This window comes from Flavobacterium zhoui (genome assembly GCF_042787235.1).
Classification (GTDB): Bacteria; Bacteroidota; Bacteroidia; order Flavobacteriales; family Flavobacteriaceae; genus Flavobacterium; species Flavobacterium zhoui.
This window is the reverse complement of record NZ_JBHZPY010000008.1, coordinates 30,100-56,317: the sequence shown is the minus strand read 5'-3', so window position 1 is coordinate 56,317 and position 26,218 is coordinate 30,100. Positions and strand designations below refer to the sequence as shown.

Genomic DNA, 26,218 nt, shown 5'->3' with positions numbered 1-26,218 from the left:
CTTAAATTTTAAACTTATTTAATACTTTTGCTTTATGCAAAAACTAAATTTTCAACTTTATAACTTTCGGTTCAAAAATAGCGAAAATAAAGTATCCATTTTTGATGAAATCAGGAAAAAATTTATCATTCTCACACCCGAAGAATGGGTTCGACAGCACGTAGTTCAGTATTTATTGGATGAAAAAAAATATCCTAAATCATTAATAAATGTTGAAAAAGTTCTAAAAGTCAATGGTTTGCGAAAAAGATACGATGTTGTTGTTTTCAATCCTGATGGTTCTATTTTTATTTTAATCGAATGCAAAGCGCCAGAAATAAAAATTGCACAAGCTACATTCGACCAAATTGCACGGTACAATATGACTATGCAGTCCCAATTTTTGATGGTGACCAATGGTTTGAATCATTACTTTTGTCAAATGGATTATGAAAACGAGAAATATACTTTCCTGGAAAATCTGCCGAATTATAATAGCTAGATTATTAAACTTCTTAGATTTTAAGAATCTAAAATGTCGAAAAATCTATAAATCTAAAAGTCAAAATGAAAATAGCTGTTGTCATACTCAATTGGAACGGAGTACAATTATTAGAACAATTTTTACCATCAGTGGTAGAATACTCGCTTGAAGCTACAATTTATCTTGCCGATAATGCTTCAACAGATGATTCCATTTCATTTGTAATGGCTAATTTTCCTTCGGTTAAAATAGTTAAAAATGATTCCAATTCAGGTTTCGCTGGCGGATACAATAAAGCATTAAAGCATATTGATGCCGAAGTATATGCTTTGGTAAACTCAGATATCGAAGTTACCAAAAATTGGCTGCAACCCATTATTAAAGCATTCGAAAATGAATCTCAAACGGCTATAATTCAGCCTAAAATATTAGATTTTAAACGTAAAGAATATTTTGAATATGCTGGTGCTGCCGGAGGATTTATTGATAAATATGGCTATCCATATTGTAGAGGTCGCATTTTTGATACTTTAGAAAAAGACAACGGTCAATATAATGATAACTGCGAAATATTTTGGGCATCGGGCGCTTGCTTTTTTATACGAAGTTCTGTTTATAACGAATTGAAAGGTTTTGACGCTGACTTTTTTGCGCATCAGGAAGAAATTGATCTCTGTTGGCGCGCTTTTAATAAAGGCCATCAAATAAAATACATTTCGGAATCAGTGGTTTTTCATGTTGGCGGCGCTACATTAAAACAGGGAAATCCAAAAAAAACGTATCTGAATTTTAGAAATTCATTATTAATGTTGAGCAAAAATTTACCTAAAGATAAATTATATTGGATATTATTTTGTCGAATGGTATTGGATGCAATTGCAGGATTACAATTTCTTTCACAAGGAAAATTCAATCATTTTTTAGCGATATTAAAGGCACATGGTTCGTTTTATCTATTGTTTTTAAGTAATTTAAAAAAAAGAGATAAATTTCAATCAAAAAAATACTACAATACAAAAAGCATCGTTTACTCGTATTACATTAACAATGGCAAGGTTTTTGTGAAATAATTTTAACATTAATTTAGGTATAATTTCTAATTTAAAAACTAATTTTACAAATCAAATTTAAAAAAAATTTATGAGAAAAATCGTAATCGCCTTATCCGTATTAGCACTTTTAACTTCTTGTGTTTCTAAAAAGAAATATACCGATCTAGAAGCAAGAAATAAAGAAACTCAAGATTTATTAAATTCTGCCACCGTAAAATTGAATTCTTGTTTAGAAGAAAAAGCTGGACTTACAGCTACTGTAGCAGGTTTAAAAGAGCAAAATACAGGATTAATCAGTACTTCCAAAGACATGACTATATTGTCTACAAAAGGTGCTGAAAACATTGAGAAAGCTTTAGAATCAATTAAAGAGAAAGATTTAAAAATTAGCAGAATGCAAGACGCATTAACTAAAAAAGACAGTGTAACACTTGCTGTTGTAACTAGTTTGAAAAGTGCTGTTGGAATTTCTGACCCGGATATTGAAATCAATGTTGAAAAAGGAGTGGTATTCATATCTATTGCGGACAAATTGTTGTTTAAAACTGGAAGCTACGATGTAACGGACAGAGCAAAAGCAGTATTAGCGAAAGTAGCTAAAGTTGTGAACGACAAACCTGATTTTGAATGTATGGTTGAAGGACATACAGACAGCGTTCCTTATATTGGAAACGGTGTTTTATTGGACAACTGGGATTTAAGTGTGAAACGTTCTACTTCAATAATTCGTGTATTAACTAATCAGTTAGGTGTTAAACCCGAACAATTAATTGCTGCGGGAAGAAGTTCTTATGTTCCTTTAGTTGCTAATGATTCTGCTGAAAATAGAGCTCGTAACAGAAGAACTCGTATTGTTGTATTGCCTAAAATCGATCAGTTTTACGATATGATTGAAAAAGAAATGAAAAAACAAAAACAATAAAACAGTGTTCAGTTTACTTATAATAATAAAAACGTCTCGTTGTATCGAGACGTTTTTTTATAGTTATTACTGAACACTAATTTTGAGGCTGCGGCAACTGAACACTGTTTTTCTGAACACTGAACACTTCCTTAGAGAATATCCAAGCTCCCTTTACCTTCCCTTACCACTATTGGCTCATCTCCTGACAAATCAATAATGGTGGAACCTATATTGTCGCCATACCCACCATCAATAACTATATCAACTAAGTTTTGCCATTTCTCAAAAATGAGCTCCGGATCTGTGGTGTATTCTATCACATCATCATCATCGTGAATCGAAGTGGACACAATTGGATTTCCAAGTTGCTTAACGATTTCTAAAGCTATCGCATTATCTGGAACCCTAATTCCGACAGTCGTTTTCTTTTTGAATTCCTTAGGTAAGTTATTATTTCCTGGTAAAATAAAAGTATAAGGACCTGGCAAAGCTCTTTTTAATATTTTAAAAGTTGCCGTATCAATTTGTTTCACATAATCGGATAAATTACTCAAATCGTTGCAAATAAAAGAGAAATTCGCTTTGTCCAACTTAATCCCTTTTATCTTAGCAATGCGTTCCAACGCTTTGGTATTTGTAATATCGCAGCCTAATCCATAAACAGTATCGGTTGGATAAATTACCAGTCCGCCATCTTTAAGCACCTTTACGACTTTGGCAATTGCCGCTTCACTAGGTTTGTCTTCGTAAATTTTTATAAATTGAGCCATTTAATTTTTAGTTTAAAGTTAAAATGTTTAAGGCCTAAAGTTCCTCTAAAAGACAACTTTAAACCTTAAACCTGAAACAAATTTTTACCCAATAATATCCAGTTTTGCAAATCGTAATAATAATTTCTTTATTCCTCCCACTTCAAACTTGATTTCGGCTTTTTTGTCAGCACCAACACCTTCCATATTAACGACTTCTCCTTTCCCAAAGCGTTCGTGCATAACAATATTTCCAGCAACTAGTTTATTATCAAATAGATTAGCAATTCCTGAAGGTGCATTTGTATTAGACATCGGTTTTAATTTCCGAATATTTATATCCGATTTAAGTTCATTTTCGGTAACCTGTTTTGGTGGTGTCCCTCCTATTGGTTTTGCGAGACGCAATTTGGATTTATCCACATCACCAAAAATATCACTGTCGATCATTGGTTTGTAACGGTAGTTATTTTCTGGCGGTGTGATATATTCTAAATACTGACTATCGATTTCCTCAATAAAACGGGAAGGTTCACTGTCAGTTAATTTCCCCCAACGGTAACGCGATTGCGCATAAGTCAAATACGCCTGATGCTCAGCACGCGTTAAAGCTACATAAAATAAACGACGTTCTTCTTCCAGTTCGCTTCTGGTACTCATACTCATCGCACTTGGAAACAAATCCTCTTCCATTCCTACCACGAAAACATGGGGAAATTCCAATCCTTTAGCCAAATGGATAGTCATTAAAGCTACACGATCTTCGTCACTTGTATCTTTATCTAAATCTGTTGCTAAAGCCACATCTTCCATAAACTCAGCTAATGCACCTCTGGCACCATCAACTTCTTTTTGTCCTTCGGTAAAATCCTTGATACCGTTTAATAATTCTTCAATATTTTGGATTTTAGCCATTCCTTCCGGAGTCGCATCTTTCTTTAATTCTTGTACCAATCCTGTTTTTTTGGCAACATGATCAGCAAGATAAAAAGCATTCTGATTTTCATTTATGGCTTGAAAACTCTGAATCATAGTCACAAAATCAAGAAGTTTTTGTTTGGTTCCTGAATTCAGTTTTAAGTCAATTTTTTCAATATTCTGCATCACTTCAAATATCGAACGCTTGTAATGATTGGCGGCAATGGTTAACTTCTCGATAGTAGTATTCCCAATTCCACGAGCCGGATAATTGATTACTCGAACCAAAGCTTCCTCATCTTTTGGATTGATAACCAATCGCAAATAACACAATACATCCTTTACTTCTTTCCTTTGATAAAATGAAAGTCCACCATAAATTCTATACGGAATATCTCTTTTCCTCAATGCATCTTCCATCGCACGTGACTGTGCATTAGTACGATACAAAATAGCAAAAGCCCCATTAGGCAACTGGTTTTGCATTTTTTGTTCCCAAATGGTACCGGCAACAAATCGACCTTCTTCGTTATCGGTTAAACTACGGTGTACTTTTATTTTTGGACCAAAATCATTGGCTGTCCAAACTATTTTATCCAGTTTAACTTTATTTTTATCAATGATGGTGTTCGCCGCTTCTACAATATTTTTTGTCGAACGGTAATTTTGTTCCAATCGAAATGTTTTCACCCCTTCATAATCTTTCTGAAAATTCAGAATATTGTTGATATTGGCACCTCGAAAGGCATAAATACTTTGCGCATCGTCGCCTACCACACAGATATTCTGAAATTTATCAGATAATGCTCTAACAATTAAATACTGGGAGTGATTTGTATCTTGATACTCATCAACTAATATGTAACGGAAACGGTTTTGATATTTAGCTAAAACTTCTGGAAAACGAGTTAACAATTCATTCGTTTTTAATAACAAATCATCAAAATCCATTGCTCCTGCTTTGAAACATCGGTCTACATAATTTTGATAAATTTCCCCCATTCGAGGTTTTTTAGACATAGCATCAGCTTCCTGCAAATCGGGGTCATTAAAATACGCTTTTACTGTAATTAAACTATTTTTGAAATTGGAAATCCTGCTTAAAACCTGTTTTGGTTTGTAGACGTCCCGATCCAACTGCATTTCCTTGATAATTCCAGAAATGGCACGAAGAGAATCTTGAGAATCATATATGGTAAAATTCGAAGGATAGCCTAAATGTTCCGCTTCTGAACGAAGAATTCGAGCAAAAACCGAGTGAAAGGTTCCCATCCAAAGATTTTTTGCTTCGCCAGCACCTACGATATCAGAGATACGTTTTTTCATTTCTCGAGCTGCTTTGTTGGTAAAAGTCAGAGATAATATGCTAAACGCATCTACGCCCTGATTCATCAAATAAGCAATTCTAATGGTCAACACCCGCGTTTTCCCAGAACCTGCTCCTGCGATAATTATCATAGGACCGTCTTTTTGTAAAACGGGTTCGCGTTGCGCTTCGTTAAGTTGATCGATATATTTGTGCATGGAAATTTTTAAATTTTATTATGCAAAAATAGCGATTTTGAATGAGGTTTTCAGTACCAAAAAACAACAATTGGCTAATTCATTTTGCTATTCATCTTAATAAGATATTCCTGTATTTATTATCTCAAAAACACATCGTAGGCAAATCGGATTAAGGTACCCACAACAACTACCAAAAAGAAAATCCGAATGAAACTATTTCCTTTATTTATGGCGAGTTTTGCCCCAATCCATCCGCCACAAGCATTACTGGCGGCCATTGGTATGGCTATGGCCCAAATAATTTTGCCTTTCAAAATAAACAGACAAATGGAACCAAAGTTAGTCGACAGGTTCACCATCTTAGCATTTGCGGAAGCGTGCAAAAAATCAAATCCCATAATAGCGATAAACGCCATTACAAGAAAACTACCTGTTCCAGGACCAATAAAACCATCATACAGACCCACTACAAAACTGATTGCAATTGCATTGAAGATTTGTGTTCTGGGAGAATGTTTTTTTTCAACATGTTGACCAAAATTCTTTTTGGCGTAGGTATAAACCACTAAAAATGAAAGAACAACCAGCAATAATGGTTTCATAAAATCATTACTCACATACGTCAATAATGTAGAACCTAAAAATGCCGAAGGAAAAGCCAAAAGCATCATAATTCCTAGCAATTTCCAATTCATGTCTAACTTTTTAACATATTGATAGGCCGCAAAAGAAGTGCCGCTGAAAGCAGGAACTTTCAAGGTTCCAATAACTGTTGAAACTGGTAAATTAGGTAATAATATCAATCCCATCGGCGTTTGTATCAGTCCGCCACCACCTACAATTGCATCTATAAATCCTGCGGCAAAAGCGGCTAAACAAAGTAAAACCAATACGTACGTTTCCATTCTAAAATGATGAGATTAAATATTCAGTATAAATGGTAAAAATACTATTCGAATTGATTTATTGCTAATAAAATGAAGTTATTTTGTAGTCAAAAAAGTATATTTTTGCTTTTAATAAATTTTACACAGAAAATGGAATCATTACCAATCATAGAATTACTAAGTTATACTTTACCGGCAGTTGTTACAGGGGTTGTTGCCTATTATTTTTTTGATCTCCATACTAAAAACGAAGAGGGAAGACGTCGTTATTTGTTAAACAAAGAGGCTCAAAAAAATGCTTTACCCTTGCGATTACAAGCTTTTGAGCGCATGACGCTTTATATGGAACGCATCAATCCGACCAAATTATTGATTCGAATTTCTCCCCTTTCACAAGATAAAAACGATTATGAAAATCTTATAATTGCACAAATCGAACAGGAATTTGAACATAATTTGACACAACAAATTTATATGTCTGATGAATGTTGGACTATTATTGTGACAGCTAAAAATGCTACAATTCAAATGATTCGTAAGGCAAATATGAGCGACCGTGTTGATAGCGCAGATAAATTGCGTGAAGTGCTTTTGAATGATTTAATGGAAAAACAATCTCCAAGTAATGCGGCTTTGGCTTATATTAAAAACGAAGTAGGGCAATTGTGGTAGGAATACCATTTCTTACATGGACTTATATTTCTTATATGGTTATAAATACTAATCAAATAAAGAATATAAGTCCATGTAAGTTAAAAAAATCTATGTTTAATTGATATAAACCATTATTCTTTTAATAATCGATTCAATTGAAATTGCTCGGTTTCATTTAAACTAGGTAGAATTCTTTCAAAAGAAACTCTCATTTCTTTGTTTTTCAATAGTCTTCTGATATTGTCTCTTCCAAATTTCGAAAATTGCCACATATGATGAGTTGTAGCTTTTACCAAATTTTGTAATACTTCATCATTGATTATATTAAAAGCAAGTAGTTTCTCTAAAGCATCTTGACGAATGGTTGCTTCGTAATTAGACGATGAATAATTAATTAATTCATCTATCAATTGTTCTTTATTTATTGAATAATTAGATGTCGATAATGCTAACGATAACCATAAAGTTCGCAGATTAAAGTCACTAAAACCGATCCATTCTTTTGATTTATCCAAATATCTAGCGCGTTGTTCCGGAAAATTATTCCATAAATTATATAATACTATTTCTTGTGTTTCATAGGATTTATCATCCAATAATGTTTCATATTGTGCTCTAAAACTTTCAGGAATGTCGTTTAGTGTAGCCCCAACCGCTTGACGAATTTGAATGTTTTTGGTTTCCAAAGCCAAAGTTAACAGGGCTACTTTATCGTCAAATTTTTCTAGTTTCAATTGATTGACTATTGCTTCTTTAACCGTAAAATAAACATCAGATTGTAGTATTTTAGCGAAAAAAACTTCTTTCTCCGACAAGGATTTGTTTTTTAATTTTTCTACTTGAAACAATACCTGAATTGATTTATTTTTATTCAATAAAACATTGGACTCTATTGTATTAAACACACTTGATTCAAGCCAAACTTTATTAAAAATATGTAAGCCATAATCCGATACTTTTTTAATTTCAGCAAAGAAATCTGGTGTGTTTACGGTTTGAAATAAATGTTTTTTCAAATAACATTTTACCGCTTTTTTAAAAGCCTTATCTCCTATCGCCTCGTGCAAAACAAAAAGTGCCCAAGCGCCTTTTTGATAGAAAGTCAACGAACTCGCTTTGGCATTCAAAACAGGAATCGTATCGGTTCTTGAAGCAAATTTTAATTGTTGTGCTGATTCATATAATTTGGAATAAAAATAATCTTCGCCATAAATTTCCTTCTCAGCCAGTAAAGCATAATAGGTTGCAAAACCTTCTTGAAGCCAATGGTGCATACTACTTTCTGCAGTGACTAAATTCCCAAACCATTGATGTGCCAATTCATGTGCATTGACATTCGTATAGCTTCGATCTTCAAAACCTGTATCATCTACCACATATCGTGTGGAGAATAAAGTTGCTGAAGTATTTTCCATTCCTGCGTATAAAAATTCTCGAACGGGAGCTTGCTTATAAATTCCCCAAGGATACTTCACCCCTATTTCCTTTTCCAAAAAATCAAATAGCCGCTTTGAATATCGATACGTGGGTTCAAATTTAAATTTGTCTTTAGGTTCATAATACATTTCTAAAGGAATTCCCGAATTTGATTGCTGTGTTTGTTTCTCAAATTTCCCGATGGCAAGCATTAATAAATAAGAACTCATTGGTTTTTGCATGTTGAATCTCCAATAAGTCATCGAATTATTATCCACTTTGCTTTTTAAGATTCCGTTAGAAATTACTTGGTACTTGGAATCCACAACCACTTCCAGACTAAAAATCACTTTCTCATTGACATCATCAAAACTCGGAAACCAATTACTGGTGCTTTTTCCTTGTCCTTGCGTCCAGATTTGGACATTATCTTTTTCCTCAGAGCCAACAAAATAAAGCGCTTGCTTTGGTTTGGCAACATAATTAAAACTAACATTATTTTTTCCTTTTTTGAAGGACGAAATCAGTAAAATTTGCTTTCCATCAGTGGTAAATTGAATTTGTTTCTGATTCAATTCGACATCAGTAAAAGCCATGTTTTGCGCATCAATTTTAATGGTATCTACTGGTTTTAAAACATTAAACCAATAACTAACCGCTCCTCTTACTGATTTATCTTGAGTATTAATTGTTATTTGTCCACGAACCGATTTAAAATCAACGGATTGGGTTTGCTGAGCGAATGTTATGGCGGATAATAAGAGGAAAAGGTATTTCATGGATTTCAAAGGTTAAAACTGGGATTTCCAAAGTTACAAAGGTTTCCTAAACTAATATTATAAATTTTGTAAGTTTACCCGCAGAAAACCTCAAGAAAATCCCATTGAAAAAGAAAGCCCTATTTAATTGGAGCAGCGGAAAAGATTCTGCGCTTGCCTTATACAAAACATTCCAAAATTCAGAATTCGAAATTACATGTTTGCTTACCAGCGTAAACCAACAGTTCCAACGCATTTCCATGCACGGCGTTCGGGTAGAATTATTGAAACAACAAGCCCAAAGTATTGGATTACCTCTTGAAATTATGCAAATTCCTGAAATGCCTACGATGGAAGTCTATGAAAAAGTCATGCAGGAAACATTGACAAAACTAAAAGAGCAAGGTGTCACGCATTCGATTTTTGGAGATATATTTCTAGAAGATTTACGAAAATACAGAGAAGACAAATTAGCAGATATAGGTTTTGAAGGCGTTTTTCCGCTTTGGAAAATTCCAACTCAAGATTTGATTCAAGAATTTATTAGTTTAGGATTTAAAACGATTGTAGTTTGCGTCAACCAACGGTTCCTGGACAAGAGCTTTGTTGGTCGCATTATCGATCAGGATTTTATCAATGATTTACCTGAAACTGTAGATGTTTGCGGAGAAAACGGAGAATTTCACACCTTTACTTTTGACGGCCCGATTTTCTCTAAACCCATAGATTTTGAAATTGGCGAAATCGTTTATAGAAAATACGAAAAACCAAAAGAAGAAGATTCCTCTGACACTGCTTGCGACACCAGCGCTTCTGATGCGTTTGATTTCGGGTTCTGGTATTGTGATCTGGTTGAAAAATAATCTATTTAATGGCTAATAAATTCAGCGCTTTAGAACGAACTTCACTTTTATAATTAGGGTTTAAAAACAGAAAAAAGTACCAAAAGTTTTTCAACTCCTGAGATCTCTTTCGCAAAAATGCTTCATAATCCTAAAATTAACCAAAACTAAACCTTATGAAAATGTTCAATAAGCACTTATAAATTACTTTTTTAACTAAAATTGTATTTGACTTCGCTTACACAGATATTTTTAAAATGATTCTTCCTGTAAAAGATTGCGTCAAATTATAAATATTTTATTTCTAAAGAATAAACATCATTACACTGATATATTAACGGTTTACAATTAGTTATCATTAAATAGCCACGGATTCACTGATTTATGAATCTGTGAATCCGTGGCTAAATTTTTCCTTGTGAAGAGTTGTACTTATCTTTCTTTGAACATTTTAAGCAATTGCGCCACAGTATTCCAATTGCGGATTGTTGCAATAACGTTTAGTTTTTTCTCGATGTATTTTTGATCGAATCGGGTTTTTCCGGCGCCAACAGCGTATTTAATAAAAATTCTGCTGCCGTCAATACTGGCTTCATCCGGCTTGAACTGACTTATTCTCAAATCATTCATACTGCTACTTTGCAACGTAGTCGAAATAAAAGCCACATATAACTTCTTAGTATCAATATCTTTTTCCTTCAAGAAAGGATTATTCTTGAAACATGCTTCTAAATCTGCATAGCTAATGACTACAACCGGCACTTCATGACCAAAAGCCTTGAAAATTTCCTGTTTTATTTTGAATCCAACAGCAGCTGAACTTTCTTCTTCTGTATCTACAAAAACATTTCCCGATTGAATATACGTTTGTACATTTTGAAAACCAATGGCTTCCAAAGTCGCTTTTAGTGCCTCCATTTTTATCATACTATGACCTGAAACATTTATGCCACGGAGTAATGCGAGATGAGTTGTCATTTTTTAAGCTTTTTTATTTTTGCGAAGGTATTGTGTTTGGAGGGAATTTTTTTTTATTTAATTAAATCAGGAAATTTTGTCTATTAATCAAAAAAAAACTGAAACTAAAAAACGTTGGATAGATGACCTTATTTTTTATACTTATTTTTCTTTTCATTCGCTCGCAATAAATTTAAAGTATGCTTTAAGGAATATATACTTTTCCAATCATGGTGTCCTGTAATTATAAACTTCGGTTTATTAAATTTAGTTTGAACTCGTTTAATCGTATTTGGCCATTCTGTAACATTTGCTTCCCCTACATATTCTAAATCTTTAGCATCAATGCTTTTTACTAAACAACCACCATAAAGAATTTTCTGTTTCTCAAACCAAATTACAATGTTATCTTTTGTATGTCCTTCTCCAGCATAATAGGTTTCAAATTTAAAGTCTCCCACATTAAAGACGGTATCTTTTTCAATCAAAAATTCGGCTCTTGGTCTTTCATATTCTATCGAAATTTCATCCGTTTGCTTAGTTGTGTAAGTTTTTATTCCAAGTTGTTTATAAAAGTCAAGTCCTGAAGTTCTATCTTCATGGGAATGCGTAGCAACTGCTAAAATTATCTTTTTATGATGTTTTGCTTCAATCGTGTCTAGTAGCGACTGAAAAGGAAATGTATCCCATGGAGAATCAAAAAGGATAACACCTTCAGGAGTCACGACATACATGGCATTAGCATCTTGCTTTTTGGTTCCAAACATTTTATATGTAGTGTACACGTAAAAATCACCTGTGATTTGTGTTATTTTTAATTCATTGTTTACTGTTTGTCCAAAAGAAATATTAGAAGAAAATAATAAAAATAAGGTCAATACAAGTGATAAAACAGGTTTCATATTTGATTTTTTTAATTTAATTATTTAAACGGAGAAGATTACATCATAAGTAACAGCCACTGTATAATGTCGTGTTTTAAAATTAGACAAAATGACGCAACAGATTGATTTTAAACTACTGTTTGCAATAGTGTTCCTTTTGACTTTACGACGTTTAAACTTTCGACTTACTTATAATTAAATATGTTGCAACAATTCCTCAAATATAACAATTTTCCTATGCTATTTCCAAACATTCTCATTTCCAAATTTCCAAACAAAAAACTATCTTCGCTTCATCAAATTAAAAATCCGTATTGATCTGCGTTTTTGCTTTTGCAAATCCGTTTCATCCGTGTCCAAAAAAATCTAAATGAGCAACCTCCTACTTACTCCCATAGAATACCTCAAAGGCGTTGGTCCCAATCGGGGCGAATTGCTTCGTAAGGAATTGGGCATTTATAAGTATGTGGATTTGGTTAATTTTTTTCCAAATAGATACATTGACAGAACACGGTATTACAAAATTAACGAACTGCAAAATAATAGTGCCGAGGTTCAGATTATCGGTAAAATTATCAACATCAAAACCGTTGAATTTGGAAGAAACCAAAAACGCTTGGTCGCAACTTTTGTGGATGATACAGGACAAATGGAACTCGTTTGGTTTCAAGGTCACAAATGGATTCGGGAGAGTTTAAAACTCAATGAAATTTGTGTTATTTTTGGGAAATGCACATCTTTTGGAAATGCGTTCAATATGGCGCATCCGGAAATTGAATTGATGACAGAGCATGAACAAAGTCTGCGTTCAGCGATGCAACCCGTTTATCCTTCGACAGAAACTTTGACTAATCGCGGAATTTCAAACAGGGTGATTAATAAACTGATGCAGCAATTGTTTCTGGAAACACAAGCGTTATTCACGGAAACTTTACCGGATTATTTGATTAACGAATTGAAGCTGATTCCTAAAAAAGTGGCTTTATTCAACATTCATTTTCCAAAAAGCGCTGATGTTTTGGCAAAAGCCAAATTCCGATTAATATTCGAAGAATTATTCTTTATTCAGTTGCAATTAATCACGAAGAATCTGATCAGGAAACATAAAATAAAAGGCCATCCATTTGATAAAGTAGGAGAATATTTTAATGATTTTTATTTGAATCATTTGCCTTTTCAATTGACAAATGCCCAAAAAAGAGTAATCAAAGAAATTCGAACGGACATGGGCAGCAATGCACAAATGAACCGATTGTTGCAAGGCGACGTAGGTTCCGGGAAAACCATTGTCGCTTTTATGAGCATGCTTTTAGCACTCGATAATGGCTTCCAAGCCTGCTTGATGGCACCAACGGAAATCCTCGCCAACCAACATTTTATTGGTTTATCCGAATTGGCAGAAACTTTAAATATCAATATCAGAATTTTAACGGGTTCCACCAAAATAGCGCAACGCAGAATTATCCATGAAGAACTGGAAAACGGAACGTTACATATTCTCATCGGAACCCATGCTTTACTGGAAGACAAGGTGAAATTTAAGAATTTAGGACTGGCCGTGATTGATGAACAACACCGTTTTGGCGTAGAACAACGCTCTAAATTGTGGAAGAAAAATGTGATTCCGCCACACGTTTTGGTGATGACCGCCACCCCTATTCCCCGAACTTTGGCGATGAGTTTGTATGGGGATTTAGACATTTCAGTGATTGACGAATTGCCGCCGGGACGAAAACCAATTCAGACCGTTCATCGTTTTGATAGCAATAGATTGAAAGTTTGGAAATTCCTTCGGGACGAAATTGCTTTGGGCCGCCAAATCTATATTGTGTATCCGCTGATTCAGGAATCCGAAAAAATGGATTTCAAGGATTTAATGGATGGATACGAAAGTGTTTCCAGAGATTTCCCATTGCCACAGTATTCGATTTCAATTTTGCATGGAAAGATGAAACCAGCGGATAAGGATGCGGAAATGAAACGTTTTTCGGAAGGAAAAACCAATATTATGGTCGCTACAACGGTAATTGAAGTCGGTGTGAATGTTCCTAATGCCAGCGTGATGATTATTGAAAGTGCGGAACGTTTTGGATTGTCGCAACTCCATCAGCTTCGAGGTCGCGTGGGTCGTGGTGCGGAACAAAGTTATTGCATCCTGATGACAAGCCACAAACTGAGTTCTGACAGTAAAACCCGGATGGAAACAATGGTAAAAACTAATGATGGTTTCGAAATTGCCGAAGTCGATTTGAAGCTTCGTGGTCCGGGTGATTTGATGGGAACACAACAAAGCGGCGTACTTAATCTTCAAATTGCCGATTTGGTAAGAGACAGAGATACCTTGGCATTAGCCCGAAATTATGCTTTAAAACTTCTGAAAGAAGATGCAGGGATGCAAAAACCGGAACACGCTGCTTTGAGAGCCGTTTTTATCGAAATGACGAAAAAGAAAAACATCTGGAATTATATTAGCTAATCACCACTGCTTTTTAAAACATAAGAAATGTAAATCAATTAAGTTAGGTTATTATTAAATCTTTACCAATTCATAAACATTAAATTCACCTTAAGACATTGATAATAAATGCTTTATTTAATTGACTTGTTTTTAAATAAGAAACCTTTTTTGTCTCTTCAACTGGTTAAAACTTATATGTTTTTATATTTCTTATCTGTTTAATTCCATTTCATAATTCCTCCCCACTGCATAAATTCTGCTAAAAAAACTTCTTTTTTTTTAATTTCGTATTAAACCTTTTCATTTTTTGGCAGTCGAAGTAAAAAAAAGTTCCGCGGATTTAGTTTTGATTTGCCCGCACTGTATTTTTTAAAAGTAATATTTGTATGTACAAACGTTAAATTAAAATTAACAAAACAAATATTCCCAATAGTTAACCCTAATTTTGTTAAATCATTCTTAAATAATAATCTTCAACACTACAGTACCCCTATCTCATGAAAATAAAATATTTAGTCTACGCCTCACTTATTATTGGAATCATTGGTTTTATTGGTTATCGAATTTCGGCCAATAGTGCTAAAAATGAAGAAGGAAAAGATAAAGGCGGAAAAGACAAACCCGTAAATGTTACAGGAATTATTGCCAAACCGCAAACATTTGATAATAATTTATCACTTTCCGGTTCGATTGAGGCCAATGAACAAGTAGAAATTAGAAGTGAAGTCTCTGGTATTGTTGAAGGCATTTATTTTCAGGAAGGCAGTAATGTGAGTAAAGGTCAAGTGCTTTTTAAAGTAAATGACATTGAACTGAGAGCACAATTAAGACAGATGACTACCAAAGAAGGTCTTGCGTCAGAAAATGAAAGAAGAGCCAAACTATTATTACAAAAAGAAGCGATCAGCCAGGAAGAGTACGATATCGCAAGAGCAGATCTAAAATCGGCACAATCGCAAAGCCAATTGATAAAAGCGCAAATTTCTAAAACAGCTGTCCGTGCACCTTTTTCAGGGAAAATAGGACTGCGCTCTATATCTCCGGGAACTTACATTACACCAACGATCTTAGTGGCCAAATTAGTTAACATTGGCAAACTAAAAATTACATTTTCAATTCCCGAGAAATATGCGAATCAGATACGCACCAATGCTCAAATAACATTTACTGTTACCGGTTCCGATGAAAAATACACTGCAAAAGTATACGCCATTGAACCTGAAGTTGCCATTGCTACAAGAACGCTTCAAGTTCGTGCAATTGCTGAAAACAGAGACGGAAAATTACTCCCGGGGACATTTGCTAATGTCGAATTGCCTTTGGACATCATCAAAGATGCTATCGTAGTTCCAACAGAAGCTATTATTCCAGTACAGAACGGTAAAAAAGTATTTATTTCCAGCAATGGTCAAGCCAAAGAAATAATGGTGGAAACAGCCACGAGGACTGATGCTTCTATTTTAGTGCTTTCCGGTTTAAAAGCAGGTGATACCATTATAACGAGTGCTGTAATGGCATTGAAAAATGAAACTCCTGTAAAGGTCAAAATTAAATAGCGATACGATATCTGATTCCTAGTAGCAATCTATATCCTTACATCAGCAATAAAAATCTAAAATATAAATGAGTTTATCAACTACAAGCATAAGAAGACCCGTATTTACTATTGTAATTAATTTAGCAATTGTATTGTTTGGTATTATCGGGTATAGTTTTCTGGGTGTTCGTGAATTTCCATCTATTGATCCGGCTCAAATTTCGATTCGTACCAACTACGCTGGAGCGAATTCTGATATTATTGAATCCCAAATTACGGAACCACTCGAAAAAGCAATCAATTCTATAGACGGAATTAGGAATGTAACATCTTCCAGTGCACAAGGAAGCAGCAACATTACAATCGAATTTAATCTGGATAAAAATCTTGAAGAAGCGGCAAATGATGTTCGCGATAAAGTTTCTCAAGCCGTGAGGAATCTACCGCAAGATATTGATGCTCCTCCGGTAGTTTCTAAGGCTGATGCCAATGGAGATGCCATTATTTCAATGACGGTACAAAGTGATACCAGAAATGCATTAGAATTAAGTGATTATGCCGAAAATGTTATTTCGCAACGATTGGAAACCATTCCTGGAGTAAGTGGAGTTCAAATTTGGGGACAAAAACGATATGCGATGCGTCTGTGGATAGACCCAATAAGACTCGCTTCTTATGGCTGTACGGTTTCTGAAGTAAGGGAAGCTTTGAACAAACAAAATGTTGAATTGCCATCTGGGAAATTAACGGGTAAAAATACCGAATTGACCGTAAAAACGGTTGGTAATTTATCAACTGCCGAACAGTTCAACAATATCATAATTCGTTCCGACGGGGAAAAAATCGTTCGCTATAGTGATATAGGAACGGCAGTATTAGGTCCTGAAAATACAGAAACCCAAATGACGCAATCAGGAACGCCATTAGTTGGAGTTGCAATTGTTCCGCTGCCGGGCGCCAATTACTTAGATATTTCAAAGGAATTCTATAAAGTTTATGAATCCTTAAAAAAGGATTTACCCAAAGATATAAAACTGAATATTGCCATAGACAATACCATATTTGTAAAAAAATCGGTGATTGAAGTAGCGGAAACCTTAGGAATTTCAATCATTTTGGTGATTTTAATAATTTATTTATTCTTTAGAGATTGGGCTATTGCTTTTAGACCTTTAATCGATATTCCCGTTTCCTTGATTGCGACTTTCTTTATCATGTGGCTTTTTGGTTTTTCGATTAATGTATTGACTTTATTGGCGATTGTTTTGGCAACAGGATTAGTTGTAGATGATGGAATTGTAGTCACCGAGAATATTTTCAAAAAAGTAGAGGAAGGAATGACACCGATTGAAGCGGCAATTAAGGGTTCAAATGAAATATTTTTTGCGGTAATTTCGATTTCGATAACCTTAGCTGCGGTGTTTCTTCCTGTAATATTCTTAGAAGGATTTGTAGGCCGACTGTTTCGGGAATTTGGCGTTGTAATTGGTGCTGCCGTATTAATTTCGGCGTTTGTATCACTGACTTTAACTCCTATGCTGAACGCCTATTTAATGAAAGGTGGAGAACAAAAGAAATCAAAGTTTTATATTCGTACTGAACCATATTTTCAAAAACTAAATAGCGGTTATGCTGACGCATTGCAACGTTTTATGAAGAAAAAATGGTTGAGCTTTCCTATTTTAATTGCTTGTTTTGGTTTGATTTATTTGTTTTTTAATTTAATTCAAAAGGAAACGGCACCCTATGATGATCGAAGCGGATTTGTTATGCGTATGTCAACTCCAGAAGGTTCCTCTTATGAATATACAGATCGTTTCATGCAAGAAATGTCTAAACTAGTAGATGATTCCATTCCAGGAAAAAAAGTTAGTTTGGTAATTACTTCTCCTGGTTTTGGTTCCTCATCTGTCAATAGTGGTTTTATCAGGGTTTCTTTGGTAGAACCAAATGAAAGAAAAGATTCCCAAAAAGAAATTGCACAAAAACTTACTAAATGGTCTAAGAAATATCCTGATGCTAAAACATCTGTAATTGAACAACCAACAATTGCCGTTAACAGACGAGGAGGATTGCCTATTCAATATATTATTCAGGCACCTAACTTTGAGAAATTACGTGAAAAAATTCCTGTGTTTATGGATGAAGTGGGGAAAAACGAAACTTTTGCAGTTAGCGATGTGAATTTAAAATTTAACAAACCAGAAATCAATGTAACAATCAATAGAGAAAAAGCAGAAAGCTTAGGGATTTCAGTTATTGATATTGCACAAACACTACAACTTTCCCTAAGTGGTCAGCGTTTTGGTTACTTTATGAGAAATGGAAAACAGTACCAAGTCATTGGGCAATTTGATCAAAAAGACCGTTCAAAACCACTTGATTTAACATCTATGTATGTCAAAAACAACAAGGGAGAGCTCATACAGATGGATAATGTGGTTACGATAGAAGAGAAAAGTAATCCACCACAATTGTACCACAACAACAGATACATGTCGGCAACAGTTTCTGCTGGTCTTGCTCCAGGCAAAAGTATCAGCGATGGTATCGATGCCATGAATGAAATAAAAGCCAAAGTGTTAGACGATACTTTTACTACTGATTTAGGCGGAGAATCCAGGGATTTTGTAGAGAGTAGTTCAAATACAACATTCGCTTTTGGATTGGCGTTATTGTTGATCTTTTTGATACTGTCAGCACAATTTGAAAGTTTTATCGATCCCTTTATAATAATACTGACAGTACCGATGGCAGTTGCCGGCGCTTTATTTTCTCTGTGGTTATTTGACCAAACATGGAATATTTTTAGCCAAATTGGAACCGTGATGTTAATTGGACTGGTAACCAAGAACGGAATATTAATCGTCGAATTTGCTAATCAGCTGCGAGAACAGGGGAAATCTAAAATTGATGCAATTCTGGAAGCTTCAGAAGCACGTTTGCGTCCTATATTAATGACCAGTTTAGCTATTTCATTAGGAGCATTGCCTATTGCGATGTCGCTTGGGGCCGCTTCAACAAGCAGAATCGGAATGGGAGTTGTCATCGTGGGAGGAACCATTTTCTCTTTGGTATTGACTTTATTCGTGATTCCGGCAATGTATTTAATGTGGTCGAAAGCAAGAAAGCATTATCCTGAATTTGATCATATCGAAGAATACGAAAAGGAAAGTAAGTAATCTATTTCAGTTAAAAATTGAAAGGAACAAGATGATGCGGATTAAACAGATTTAGACAGATTTTATATCTAAAATTTGTCAATCTGGGGAAAAAATATATAATTATGATGAATACTAAAATACTATTTCGAAGTTTAATTTTAATACTTTTTTGCGTTGTAAAAACCAATGCTCAAGAAGTATTAACGGTTGAAGATGCCGTGAAAATTGCTTTAGAAAATAATTACGAAATAAAAATTGCTTCTAATAATTTGCGGATTGATAAAACCAATGTAAGTCCTGGAAATGCTGGTATGCTGCCCAAAGCGACTGCTACAATTGTGGATGCAAATGGGATTCAAAACATTTCGCAAACAAGATCTGACGGTACGGTAACAAAATTGGACAATGCCAAAAATAATAGTTTTAATTACGGAGTTGGATTGGATTGGACTATTTTTGACGGGTTCAGAATGTTTGCAAAAATGGACCAATTGAAAGAATTGCAAAAACTAGGTGAAGCCCAGTTAAAACTAACAATAATTACAAAAATAAGTGATGTAAATGCCACTTATTTTGACTTAGTTCAACAGCAACAGCAGTTATCTGCATTAGACTCTACAATCGTAATTTCAAACCAACGATTGGCATTGGCACAAAACCGATTTACGATAGGAAAAGCATCAAAACTAGAAGTTTTAAATGCACAAGTGGACTTAAACACGGACAAAGTAGCTTTGTTGAGACAAAAAGAATTATTTGCCAACACTAAAATCATGCTGAATCAAATATTGTCCAGAGATGCAACAATTGATTTCAAAGTAGTTGAAGTAATTGTAGTGGATGATAAATTAGTCCTATCCGAATTGAATACTTTAGCAGAAAAGCAAAATCCACAATTAGAAGCTCAAATAATCAATAAAAATGTTGCCGAACTGCAACTGAAACAAATAAAAGCCGCTAGATATCCAACCGTAAAACTAAATACCGCTTACAATTTTTCTGAAAGCCAATCAAGTCTTGGTTTTACCACGCAATCATCATCAAGAGGATTGAATTATGGTTTTAGTGCTTCATTAAATTTATTTGATGGATTTGCACAAAACAGAAATGAAAAAATTAGCCAAATTCAAATTGACAATTCGAAAATAGCGTATGAGCAACAAAACCTGGCGCTACATTCTCAATTAGCGGCTTCCTATCAAACCTATTTGACCAATTTAGAACTCATTGCTTTAGAAGAAAAAAATGAAGTTATCGCCAAGCAGAATTTAAATATTACATTAGATAAATTTAAAATAGGAACAATAACTACCTTAGAGTTCAGAACAGCACAATTGAATTATGTCAATGCAAAAGTACGTAACAGCAACGCTCAATTTCAAGCTAAATTATCTGAAATTGCGCTGAAAGAATTAGCAGGAACTATTACTTTTTAAATTAAATTTGTGGAAAATTTAGCCTAAAATGATTTCATACAATACTAAGGACTGGTTTACTTTTATCTTTCGTTTTCACAAAGCTGATACCTTTCGAACTTTGTTTCCGGTAATGCTTGCGATAGGTGTTTACGCTGGAATTATTGGATATCTGGAAGTAGAATATTGGCAATTAGCGGATAACAGTTACGTGAAGAATATTACCATCATGCACGGAATGTTGGGTTTTGTGATTTCGTTATTATTAGTTTTCAGAACCAATACTGCCTATGATCGTTGGTGGGAAGGACGAAAACTGTGGGGCAGTCTAGTTAATAACAGTCGGAATTTTGCTATCAAATTATCGGTAATGTTAGAGGATGAAAAAGATCGTAGTTATTTTAGAAAAATGATTCCCAGTTACGCATCGATTCTACACAAACATCTGAACGATGCTGATACCAGTAAGCAGTTGTTTGATGATGTCGATTTAGAAATTGATCATCACAAGCACAAACCCAATCAGGTCGCAAAAATGCTCTTTCAAAAAATTAATGATTTATATAGTTCAAAAAAATAACAGGTGATCAATTGATTATTTTGAATGCTGAAGTATTGTCCTTTACCGAAATTTGCGGCGCTTGTGAGAGAATAAAAAACACACCTATTCCCTACTCTTACAGAGCTTTCCTTAAAAAATTTATCTTCTTTTATGTGATGACTTTGCCATTTGGTTACTCATTTAGTTTAGGTTATTATGTAGCTCCAGTTGTTGTTTTTATTTTTTATGTTTTGGCTAGTTTAGAATTAATTGCTGAGGAAATAGAAGATCCCTTTGGTACAGATGAAAATGATTTACCTACAAAAAAAATGGCCGCAAATATTAAAAAACACATAGAAGAGTTAATTTAAATGGCATCGAAAAATAAATTAAGGTTTTAAAACTTTGTTAGCTACGAACTTTGAACCTCAGGAAACATTGATTATCTTTGCAACCTCATTAAAATTGACAGATGAAAATATCTTACAACTGGTTAAAACAATTCATTAAAATAGACTGGAAATCCGAAGAAACAGCAGCATTGCTAACAGATTTAGGTCTGGAAGTAGAAATTGTTGATAAATACCAATCGGTAAAAGGAGGATTAGAAGGCATTGTTGTAGGACATGTTCTTACTTGTATCCAACATCCGGACGCTGACAGATTAAAAATCACGACAGTAGATCTAGGTAATGGAGTTCCAGTACAAATAGTTTGCGGTGCCAGTAATGTTGGCGCAGGCCAAAAAGTTCCTGTAGCAACAATTGGGACTACGCTGTATGACAAAGAAGGGGTCGCTTTTACGATAAAAAAAGGGAAAATACGTGGACAGGAAAGTCACGGTATGATTTGCGCCGAAGATGAATTAGGTCTTGGCGAAAGCCATGACGGTATTATGATATTAGATGACGCTTTAATACCCGGAACTCCTGCTGCGACAGTATTTAAAATTGAAAATGACGAAGTATTCGAAATTGGATTAACGCCTAATCGTGCTGATGCCATGAGCCACCTTGGAACAGCCAGAGATTTAAGAGCTGGAATGTTACAGAGTGGTGTGAATGTTGAATTGATTACACCGTCGGTAAGTAATTTTAGAGTTGATAAAAGAACTTTAAAAATAGATGTTGATGTAAAAGAACCTAAACTAGCGCCGAGATATTGTGGTGTGACTATTTCAGGAATAACTGTAAAACCTTCACCAGAATGGTTGCAAAACCGTTTAAAAGCGATTGGATTAAATCCAAAAAACAATATTATTGATGTAACGAATTATGTTTTACATGAATTAGGTCAGCCTTTACACGCTTTTGACGCTTCAAAAATTAACGGAAAAGTAATCGTTCAAACTCTTCCTGCAGGAACAAAATTTACAACTCTTGATGATGTAGAAAGAACATTGCACGAAGAGGATTTAATGATATGTGATGAGAAAGGACCTTTATGTATTGCAGGAGTTTTTGGTGGAAAAAAATCAGGAGTTTCTGAAAATACAAATTCTATTTTCTTAGAAAGTGCTTACTTCAATCCCGTAAGCATTCGTAAAACAGCCAAAAGACATCAGTTAAATACGGATGCTTCTTTCCGATTTGAAAGAGGAATTGACCCAACTATTACTGAATATGCATTGAAACGCGCAGCGTTATTAATACAAGAAGTAGCCGGTGGCGAAATAACATCGGATGTAATTAATGTATATCCAAAGAAAATTGAAGACTTCTCTGTATTTTTAAATTTTAGCAAAGTGGCTAAAATTATAGGTCAGGAATTGCCAAAAGATAATATTAAGAAAATATTGGTTTCATTAGATATAAAAGTAAACAGCGTTTCTGATGCCGGATTAGGATTAACAATTCCTGCTTACCGTGTTGATGTACAAAGAGAAATTGATGTTATTGAAGAAATACTTAGAGTATATGGGTATAACAATATCAATTTTTCTAAAAAACTAAATGCTACGGTTTCTAATTCTCCAAGAAACGAAGATTATAAAATACAAAATACGATTGCCACTCAATTAAATTCTCAAGGATTTAATGAAATGATGGCTAACTCATTGACTACAGCATCTTATGTTGAACTTTCTGAAGTATTAAATGCAGCGCATAATGTGACAATGCTTAATCCTTTGAGTAATGATTTGGCAACAATGCGTCAATCGCTATTATTCTCAGGATTAGAAGCAATCTCTTATAATATTAATCGTAAAAATGCTGATTTAAAATTATTTGAATTTGGAAAAACGTACCATAATCTTCCATCAGGTTATGAAGAACGTAAACATCTGACTTTATTTCTTTCCGGAAACAGAAATCAGGAAAGCTGGACCAACGCTCAAAAACCTTCTGATTTCTTTTTGTTTAAAGGTTATGCAAATGCGATACTTTCAAGATTAGGTATTCAAAAAACACAAAATCTCCCGGTAACTTCGGATGTGTTTTCTGAAGGAATTGCTATTGGCTTTGGCCAAGAAATAATAGTGGAATTGGGTGTTGTGAAAAAATCAATTTTGAAAAATTTCGGAATAAAACAAGAAATATTTTTTGCCGATTTTAACTGGGCTTTGATTTTAAAATTAATTTCTACTAAAATAAAATATACTGAGATTCCTAAATACCCTGAAGTTCGCAGAGATTTAGCTTTATTGATTGATCAAAACGTAACGTATGACAGTATTTATTCAGTTGCAAGACAAACGGAGAAAACACTATTAAAAGATATTAATTTGTTTGATGTATATGAAGGGAAAAATCTTCCTGAAGGGAAAAAATCATATGCTTTGAGCTTTACCATTCAAGATAATTCAAAAACATTGACCGATGCTCAAATTGATAAAATCATGAAGAAATTGCAAAATAATTTTGAAACTGAGCTTGGAGCAAGCCTTAGATAAAAAGTAACTGTATTCCATAAAAAAGTCCCAATTCTAATTAGAATTGGGACTTTTTTATTTGCAATAGCGATGGTAAACTAAATTCTGATTGCCTTTATTATGAGTTTTAAATATTTATCAGAACTATAAATTTTTAATTACAAATTCACTTCGTCTGTTCAATTCATGTTGTTCTTCGGTGCAAGATTCACTTGGCTCACATTTTATGATTTGAACAGTTTCTCCATATCCTTTTGCAATAATTCTCTTTTCAACTATTCCCTGATTTATGAAATACGCTCTTGTTGATTGAGCTCTATTTGTAGAAAGGTTCCTATTGTAATTATCATTTCCTCTATTATCAGTGTGACATCCAATTTCGACAACCATATCTGGATATTTTTTCATTATTTCAATAACACGATTTAGAATTGGTTTTGATTCTTTACGAATGTACCATAAATCATAATCAAAATAAATAGGATCCGTTTTGATGATTAAACGGTCTTTATCTCTTACCACATCTTTTTCCGAAGCGATAATATTATCTATTTTTTCTTTTTTCTTAATTTGGGCAATTTCAATTTCTTTTTGAGCAGCAATTTGTTTGTTCGTTTTATCTTTTTCAAGTAAGGCAATTTCCTCATTTTTCTTTTTCTGAATTGCTATTTCCTCTTCTTTTTTAATCATCGAAACAGACTTTAAAGTCATCGATGCATCGCTGCTTTTATTTCTTTCTTTGTTGAGTTTGAAAGATCTTGAATCCTTTGAATAATCTTCTTTGGAGGCCAAAACAGAATAACCCTTTTCACAAGCAACGGTAAAGCTGAATTTCCCCTCTTGAGTAGTTAAAATTTTTTGAATTTCAACTTTATCAGAATTCCGTAAACTTACCAAAGCGTTTTCTAAAGGCAGTTTTGTATCTACATCTGTAATTATTCCTGCAATTAATTGCTTACAATCCTCTAATACTAAAGGTTTCGTTTCTTTTAACTCGTAAATATCATCATTCCCTTTTCCACCCGGTCTGTTGGACGAAAAATAACCATCTTTTGATTCTGAATCAATAGTAAACGAAAAATCATCAAAGCCTGAATTCACCGGAAGTCCAATATTTAATGGTTTTGAAAAACTATTATTCTCTATTTCAGATACAAAAACATCCAAAGAACCATATCCTGTATGACCATTAGATGAAAAATACAGCTTATCGTCTTTTGAGATAAAAGGGAATTGTTCTTTTTTTGGAGTATTTATTTTATTTCCTAAATTTTTCGGGGTTCCATAATCGACACTATTTATTGAAATACTAAAAATATCAAACGAGCCCAAAGTACCAGGCATATCTGAAGCAAAATACAATGTTTTTTCATCATTGCTTAAAGCTGGATGTTCTGTAGAATAATCATCGCTATTGAAAGGTAGCGACACAATAGAAGTCCATTTATTATTAATTAGTTCTGCTTTAAAAATCTGTAAGTTGGAGATTTTATTGCTATTTTTTGCTCTTTTTCCTTTTTTAAAATTATTTCTGGTAAAATAAACCGTTTTGCCATCTTTTGTAAAAACAGCATTTGCCTCGTGCATCGATGTATTTAATTCATCCGAGAAAAAATTCACCACTGAATCTTTTGAATTACTTTTTTCTAAACTTACTGTCAGTAAATCGAGATAAAGTTCATTATTCCATTTGTATGTATTATCAAATAAACCTTCTTTCTTTTTAATACCTGAAAAAATTAGATTCTGTCCTTGTTTCACAGCTCCAAATTCGGAATTAACTGTGTTTACAGCTAAATTTTTAATTTCAAATCTATTTCCAATAGCACCCACATTTTCTAAATTCTTATTCTCTTTTTCAAAATTCACCAATCCCTCCTTATCGTTTGTGCTAATCAGATATTCACGGATGACTGCCTTAGATTCTTCATAATCTCCTGTCGCTTTCAGTGTTTGAGAAAACCGGAAATAATATTCTTCCTCAAGCCCCGTTTTGAATCTAGACATCAGAAAGCGGTATTGTCTTTGGGCATTTTCATAATCATTTGTATAGTAATAACAATCCGCTAAATTTTTTACGACCTCAATAGAACGTTTTTTTTTAATACTACTTTCATACAAAGGGATGGCTTCGCTATAAAAAGTTCTTTCAAAAAAGCGATTCGCTCTTTGCAAATCCGGTGTTTGTGCATTTATTAGTTGTAATGAAAATACAATTATAATTAGAAATATTCTTTTCAT

At 33.9% G+C, this 26,218-nt stretch carries 17 protein-coding genes and 1 pseudogene; 11 read left to right on the top strand and 7 right to left on the bottom strand.

Annotated features, from left to right (window positions below; genetic code table 11):
- Window positions 1–34 precede the first annotated feature (34 nt).
- The 3 genes from ACFX5F_RS10270 to ACFX5F_RS10260 all read left to right on the top strand — a co-directional run bounded on the left by ACFX5F_RS10270 (window position 35) and on the right by ACFX5F_RS10260 (window position 2,437).
- Window positions 35–481 (top strand): type I restriction enzyme HsdR N-terminal domain-containing protein, encoded by a 447-nt coding sequence (locus ACFX5F_RS10270; protein ID WP_379851955.1) that lies wholly within the window; start codon window positions 35–37, stop codon window positions 479–481.
- A 65-nt stretch (window positions 482–546) separates the two neighbouring features.
- The gene (locus ACFX5F_RS10265; protein ID WP_379851954.1) at window positions 547–1,533 is read left to right on the top strand and encodes a glycosyltransferase family 2 protein; all 987 of its coding nucleotides are present in this window, start codon (window positions 547–549) and stop codon (window positions 1,531–1,533) included.
- Window positions 1,534–1,603: 70 nt separating this feature from the next.
- Complete coding sequence (locus ACFX5F_RS10260; protein WP_379851953.1) at window positions 1,604–2,437, top strand: OmpA/MotB family protein; 834 nt, start codon at window positions 1,604–1,606, stop codon at window positions 2,435–2,437.
- A 131-nt stretch (window positions 2,438–2,568) separates the two neighbouring features.
- Here the strand turns inward: ACFX5F_RS10260 and ACFX5F_RS10255 are convergent, their stop codons facing one another.
- The 3 genes from ACFX5F_RS10255 to ACFX5F_RS10245 form a co-directional block, all read right to left on the bottom strand.
- Window positions 2,569–3,189, bottom strand: a complete 621-nt coding sequence (locus tag ACFX5F_RS10255; protein WP_379851952.1) for an L-threonylcarbamoyladenylate synthase — start codon at window positions 3,187–3,189, stop codon at window positions 2,569–2,571.
- An 84-nt stretch (window positions 3,190–3,273) separates the two neighbouring features.
- Window positions 3,274–5,610 carry an ATP-dependent helicase gene (locus tag ACFX5F_RS10250; RefSeq protein ID WP_379851951.1) on the bottom strand — a complete coding sequence of 779 codons (2,337 nt, stop codon included), beginning with the start codon at window positions 5,608–5,610 and terminating at the stop codon, window positions 3,274–3,276.
- Between the two features lie 119 nt (window positions 5,611–5,729).
- Window positions 5,730–6,497 (bottom strand): sulfite exporter TauE/SafE family protein, encoded by a 768-nt coding sequence (locus ACFX5F_RS10245; protein WP_379851950.1) that lies wholly within the window; start codon window positions 6,495–6,497, stop codon window positions 5,730–5,732.
- A gap of 132 nt (window positions 6,498–6,629) precedes the next feature.
- Here ACFX5F_RS10245 and ACFX5F_RS10240 point away from each other — a divergent pair, with 132 nt between their 5' ends.
- Window positions 6,630–7,151 (top strand): DUF7935 family protein, encoded by a 522-nt coding sequence (locus ACFX5F_RS10240; RefSeq protein WP_035672229.1) that lies wholly within the window; start codon window positions 6,630–6,632, stop codon window positions 7,149–7,151.
- Window positions 7,152–7,264: 113 nt separating this feature from the next.
- On the opposite strand, the gene ACFX5F_RS10235 is transcribed toward ACFX5F_RS10240, so the two are convergent.
- Window positions 7,265–9,328 (bottom strand): M1 family metallopeptidase, encoded by a 2,064-nt coding sequence (locus ACFX5F_RS10235; RefSeq protein ID WP_379851949.1) that lies wholly within the window; start codon window positions 9,326–9,328, stop codon window positions 7,265–7,267.
- Between the two features lie 104 nt (window positions 9,329–9,432).
- Between ACFX5F_RS10235 and ACFX5F_RS10230 the strand changes: the two genes are divergently transcribed.
- A complete protein-coding gene (locus ACFX5F_RS10230; RefSeq protein ID WP_379851948.1) occupies window positions 9,433–10,170 on the top strand; it encodes a Dph6-related ATP pyrophosphatase in 738 nt (245 codons plus the stop codon).
- A gap of 411 nt (window positions 10,171–10,581) precedes the next feature.
- On the opposite strand, the gene ACFX5F_RS10225 is transcribed toward ACFX5F_RS10230, so the two are convergent.
- Together ACFX5F_RS10225 and bla are read right to left on the bottom strand one after the other, a co-directional pair.
- Complete coding sequence (locus ACFX5F_RS10225) at window positions 10,582–11,127, bottom strand: DUF1697 domain-containing protein (RefSeq protein WP_379851947.1); 546 nt, start codon at window positions 11,125–11,127, stop codon at window positions 10,582–10,584.
- Window positions 11,128–11,255: 128 nt separating this feature from the next.
- Window positions 11,256–12,008 (bottom strand): BlaB/IND/MUS family subclass B1 metallo-beta-lactamase, encoded by a 753-nt coding sequence (bla, locus tag ACFX5F_RS10220; RefSeq protein ID WP_379851946.1) that lies wholly within the window; start codon window positions 12,006–12,008, stop codon window positions 11,256–11,258.
- Window positions 12,009–12,360: 352 nt separating this feature from the next.
- Between bla and recG the strand changes: the two genes are divergently transcribed.
- The 6 genes and pseudogenes from recG (at window position 12,361) to pheT (ending at window position 23,998) form a co-directional block, all read left to right on the top strand.
- Complete coding sequence (gene recG / locus ACFX5F_RS10215) at window positions 12,361–14,466, top strand: ATP-dependent DNA helicase RecG (RefSeq protein WP_379851945.1); 2,106 nt, start codon at window positions 12,361–12,363, stop codon at window positions 14,464–14,466.
- A 479-nt stretch (window positions 14,467–14,945) separates the two neighbouring features.
- On the top strand, window positions 14,946–16,004 hold the full coding sequence (locus ACFX5F_RS10210; RefSeq protein WP_379851944.1) for an efflux RND transporter periplasmic adaptor subunit: 1,059 nt from the start codon (window positions 14,946–14,948) through the stop codon (window positions 16,002–16,004).
- A gap of 67 nt (window positions 16,005–16,071) precedes the next feature.
- The gene (locus tag ACFX5F_RS10205; RefSeq protein WP_379851943.1) at window positions 16,072–19,167 is read left to right on the top strand and encodes an efflux RND transporter permease subunit; all 3,096 of its coding nucleotides are present in this window, start codon (window positions 16,072–16,074) and stop codon (window positions 19,165–19,167) included.
- A 107-nt stretch (window positions 19,168–19,274) separates the two neighbouring features.
- Window positions 19,275–20,585 carry a TolC family protein gene (locus ACFX5F_RS10200; protein ID WP_379852047.1) on the top strand — a complete coding sequence of 437 codons (1,311 nt, stop codon included), beginning with the start codon at window positions 19,275–19,277 and terminating at the stop codon, window positions 20,583–20,585.
- 28 nt (window positions 20,586–20,613) lie between these two features.
- Window positions 20,614–21,476, top strand: a pseudogene (locus ACFX5F_RS10195) (bestrophin family protein).
- A 101-nt stretch (window positions 21,477–21,577) separates the two neighbouring features.
- Window positions 21,578–23,998 carry a phenylalanine--tRNA ligase subunit beta gene (gene pheT, locus ACFX5F_RS10190; RefSeq protein WP_379851942.1) on the top strand — a complete coding sequence of 807 codons (2,421 nt, stop codon included), beginning with the start codon at window positions 21,578–21,580 and terminating at the stop codon, window positions 23,996–23,998.
- 123 nt (window positions 23,999–24,121) lie between these two features.
- Here the strand turns inward: pheT and ACFX5F_RS10185 are convergent, their stop codons facing one another.
- The gene (locus tag ACFX5F_RS10185) at window positions 24,122–26,218 is read right to left on the bottom strand and encodes an OmpA family protein (RefSeq protein WP_379851941.1); all 2,097 of its coding nucleotides are present in this window, start codon (window positions 26,216–26,218) and stop codon (window positions 24,122–24,124) included.

Coding starts and splice junctions, on each gene's coding strand:
- ACFX5F_RS10200 (WP_379852047.1), top strand. CDS start 19,275: ATGAATACTAAAATACTATTTCGAAGTTTAATTTTAATACTTTTTTGC.
- ACFX5F_RS10260 (WP_379851953.1), top strand. CDS start 1,604: ATGAGAAAAATCGTAATCGCCTTATCCGTATTAGCACTTTTAACTTCT.
- pheT (WP_379851942.1), top strand. CDS start 21,578: ATGAAAATATCTTACAACTGGTTAAAACAATTCATTAAAATAGACTGG.
- ACFX5F_RS10235 (WP_379851949.1), bottom strand. CDS start 9,328: ATGAAATACCTTTTCCTCTTATTATCCGCCATAACATTCGCTCAGCAA.
- ACFX5F_RS10270 (WP_379851955.1), top strand. CDS start 35: ATGCAAAAACTAAATTTTCAACTTTATAACTTTCGGTTCAAAAATAGC.
- ACFX5F_RS10240 (WP_035672229.1), top strand. CDS start 6,630: ATGGAATCATTACCAATCATAGAATTACTAAGTTATACTTTACCGGCA.
- recG (WP_379851945.1), top strand. CDS start 12,361: ATGAGCAACCTCCTACTTACTCCCATAGAATACCTCAAAGGCGTTGGT.
- ACFX5F_RS10225 (WP_379851947.1), bottom strand. CDS start 11,127: ATGACAACTCATCTCGCATTACTCCGTGGCATAAATGTTTCAGGTCAT.
- ACFX5F_RS10185 (WP_379851941.1), bottom strand. CDS start 26,218: ATGAAAAGAATATTTCTAATTATAATTGTATTTTCATTACAACTAATA.
- ACFX5F_RS10255 (WP_379851952.1), bottom strand. CDS start 3,189: ATGGCTCAATTTATAAAAATTTACGAAGACAAACCTAGTGAAGCGGCA.
- ACFX5F_RS10265 (WP_379851954.1), top strand. CDS start 547: ATGAAAATAGCTGTTGTCATACTCAATTGGAACGGAGTACAATTATTA.
- ACFX5F_RS10210 (WP_379851944.1), top strand. CDS start 14,946: ATGAAAATAAAATATTTAGTCTACGCCTCACTTATTATTGGAATCATT.
- ACFX5F_RS10250 (WP_379851951.1), bottom strand. CDS start 5,610: ATGCACAAATATATCGATCAACTTAACGAAGCGCAACGCGAACCCGTT.
- bla (WP_379851946.1), bottom strand. CDS start 12,008: ATGAAACCTGTTTTATCACTTGTATTGACCTTATTTTTATTATTTTCT.
- ACFX5F_RS10205 (WP_379851943.1), top strand. CDS start 16,072: ATGAGTTTATCAACTACAAGCATAAGAAGACCCGTATTTACTATTGTA.
- ACFX5F_RS10245 (WP_379851950.1), bottom strand. CDS start 6,497: ATGGAAACGTACGTATTGGTTTTACTTTGTTTAGCCGCTTTTGCCGCA.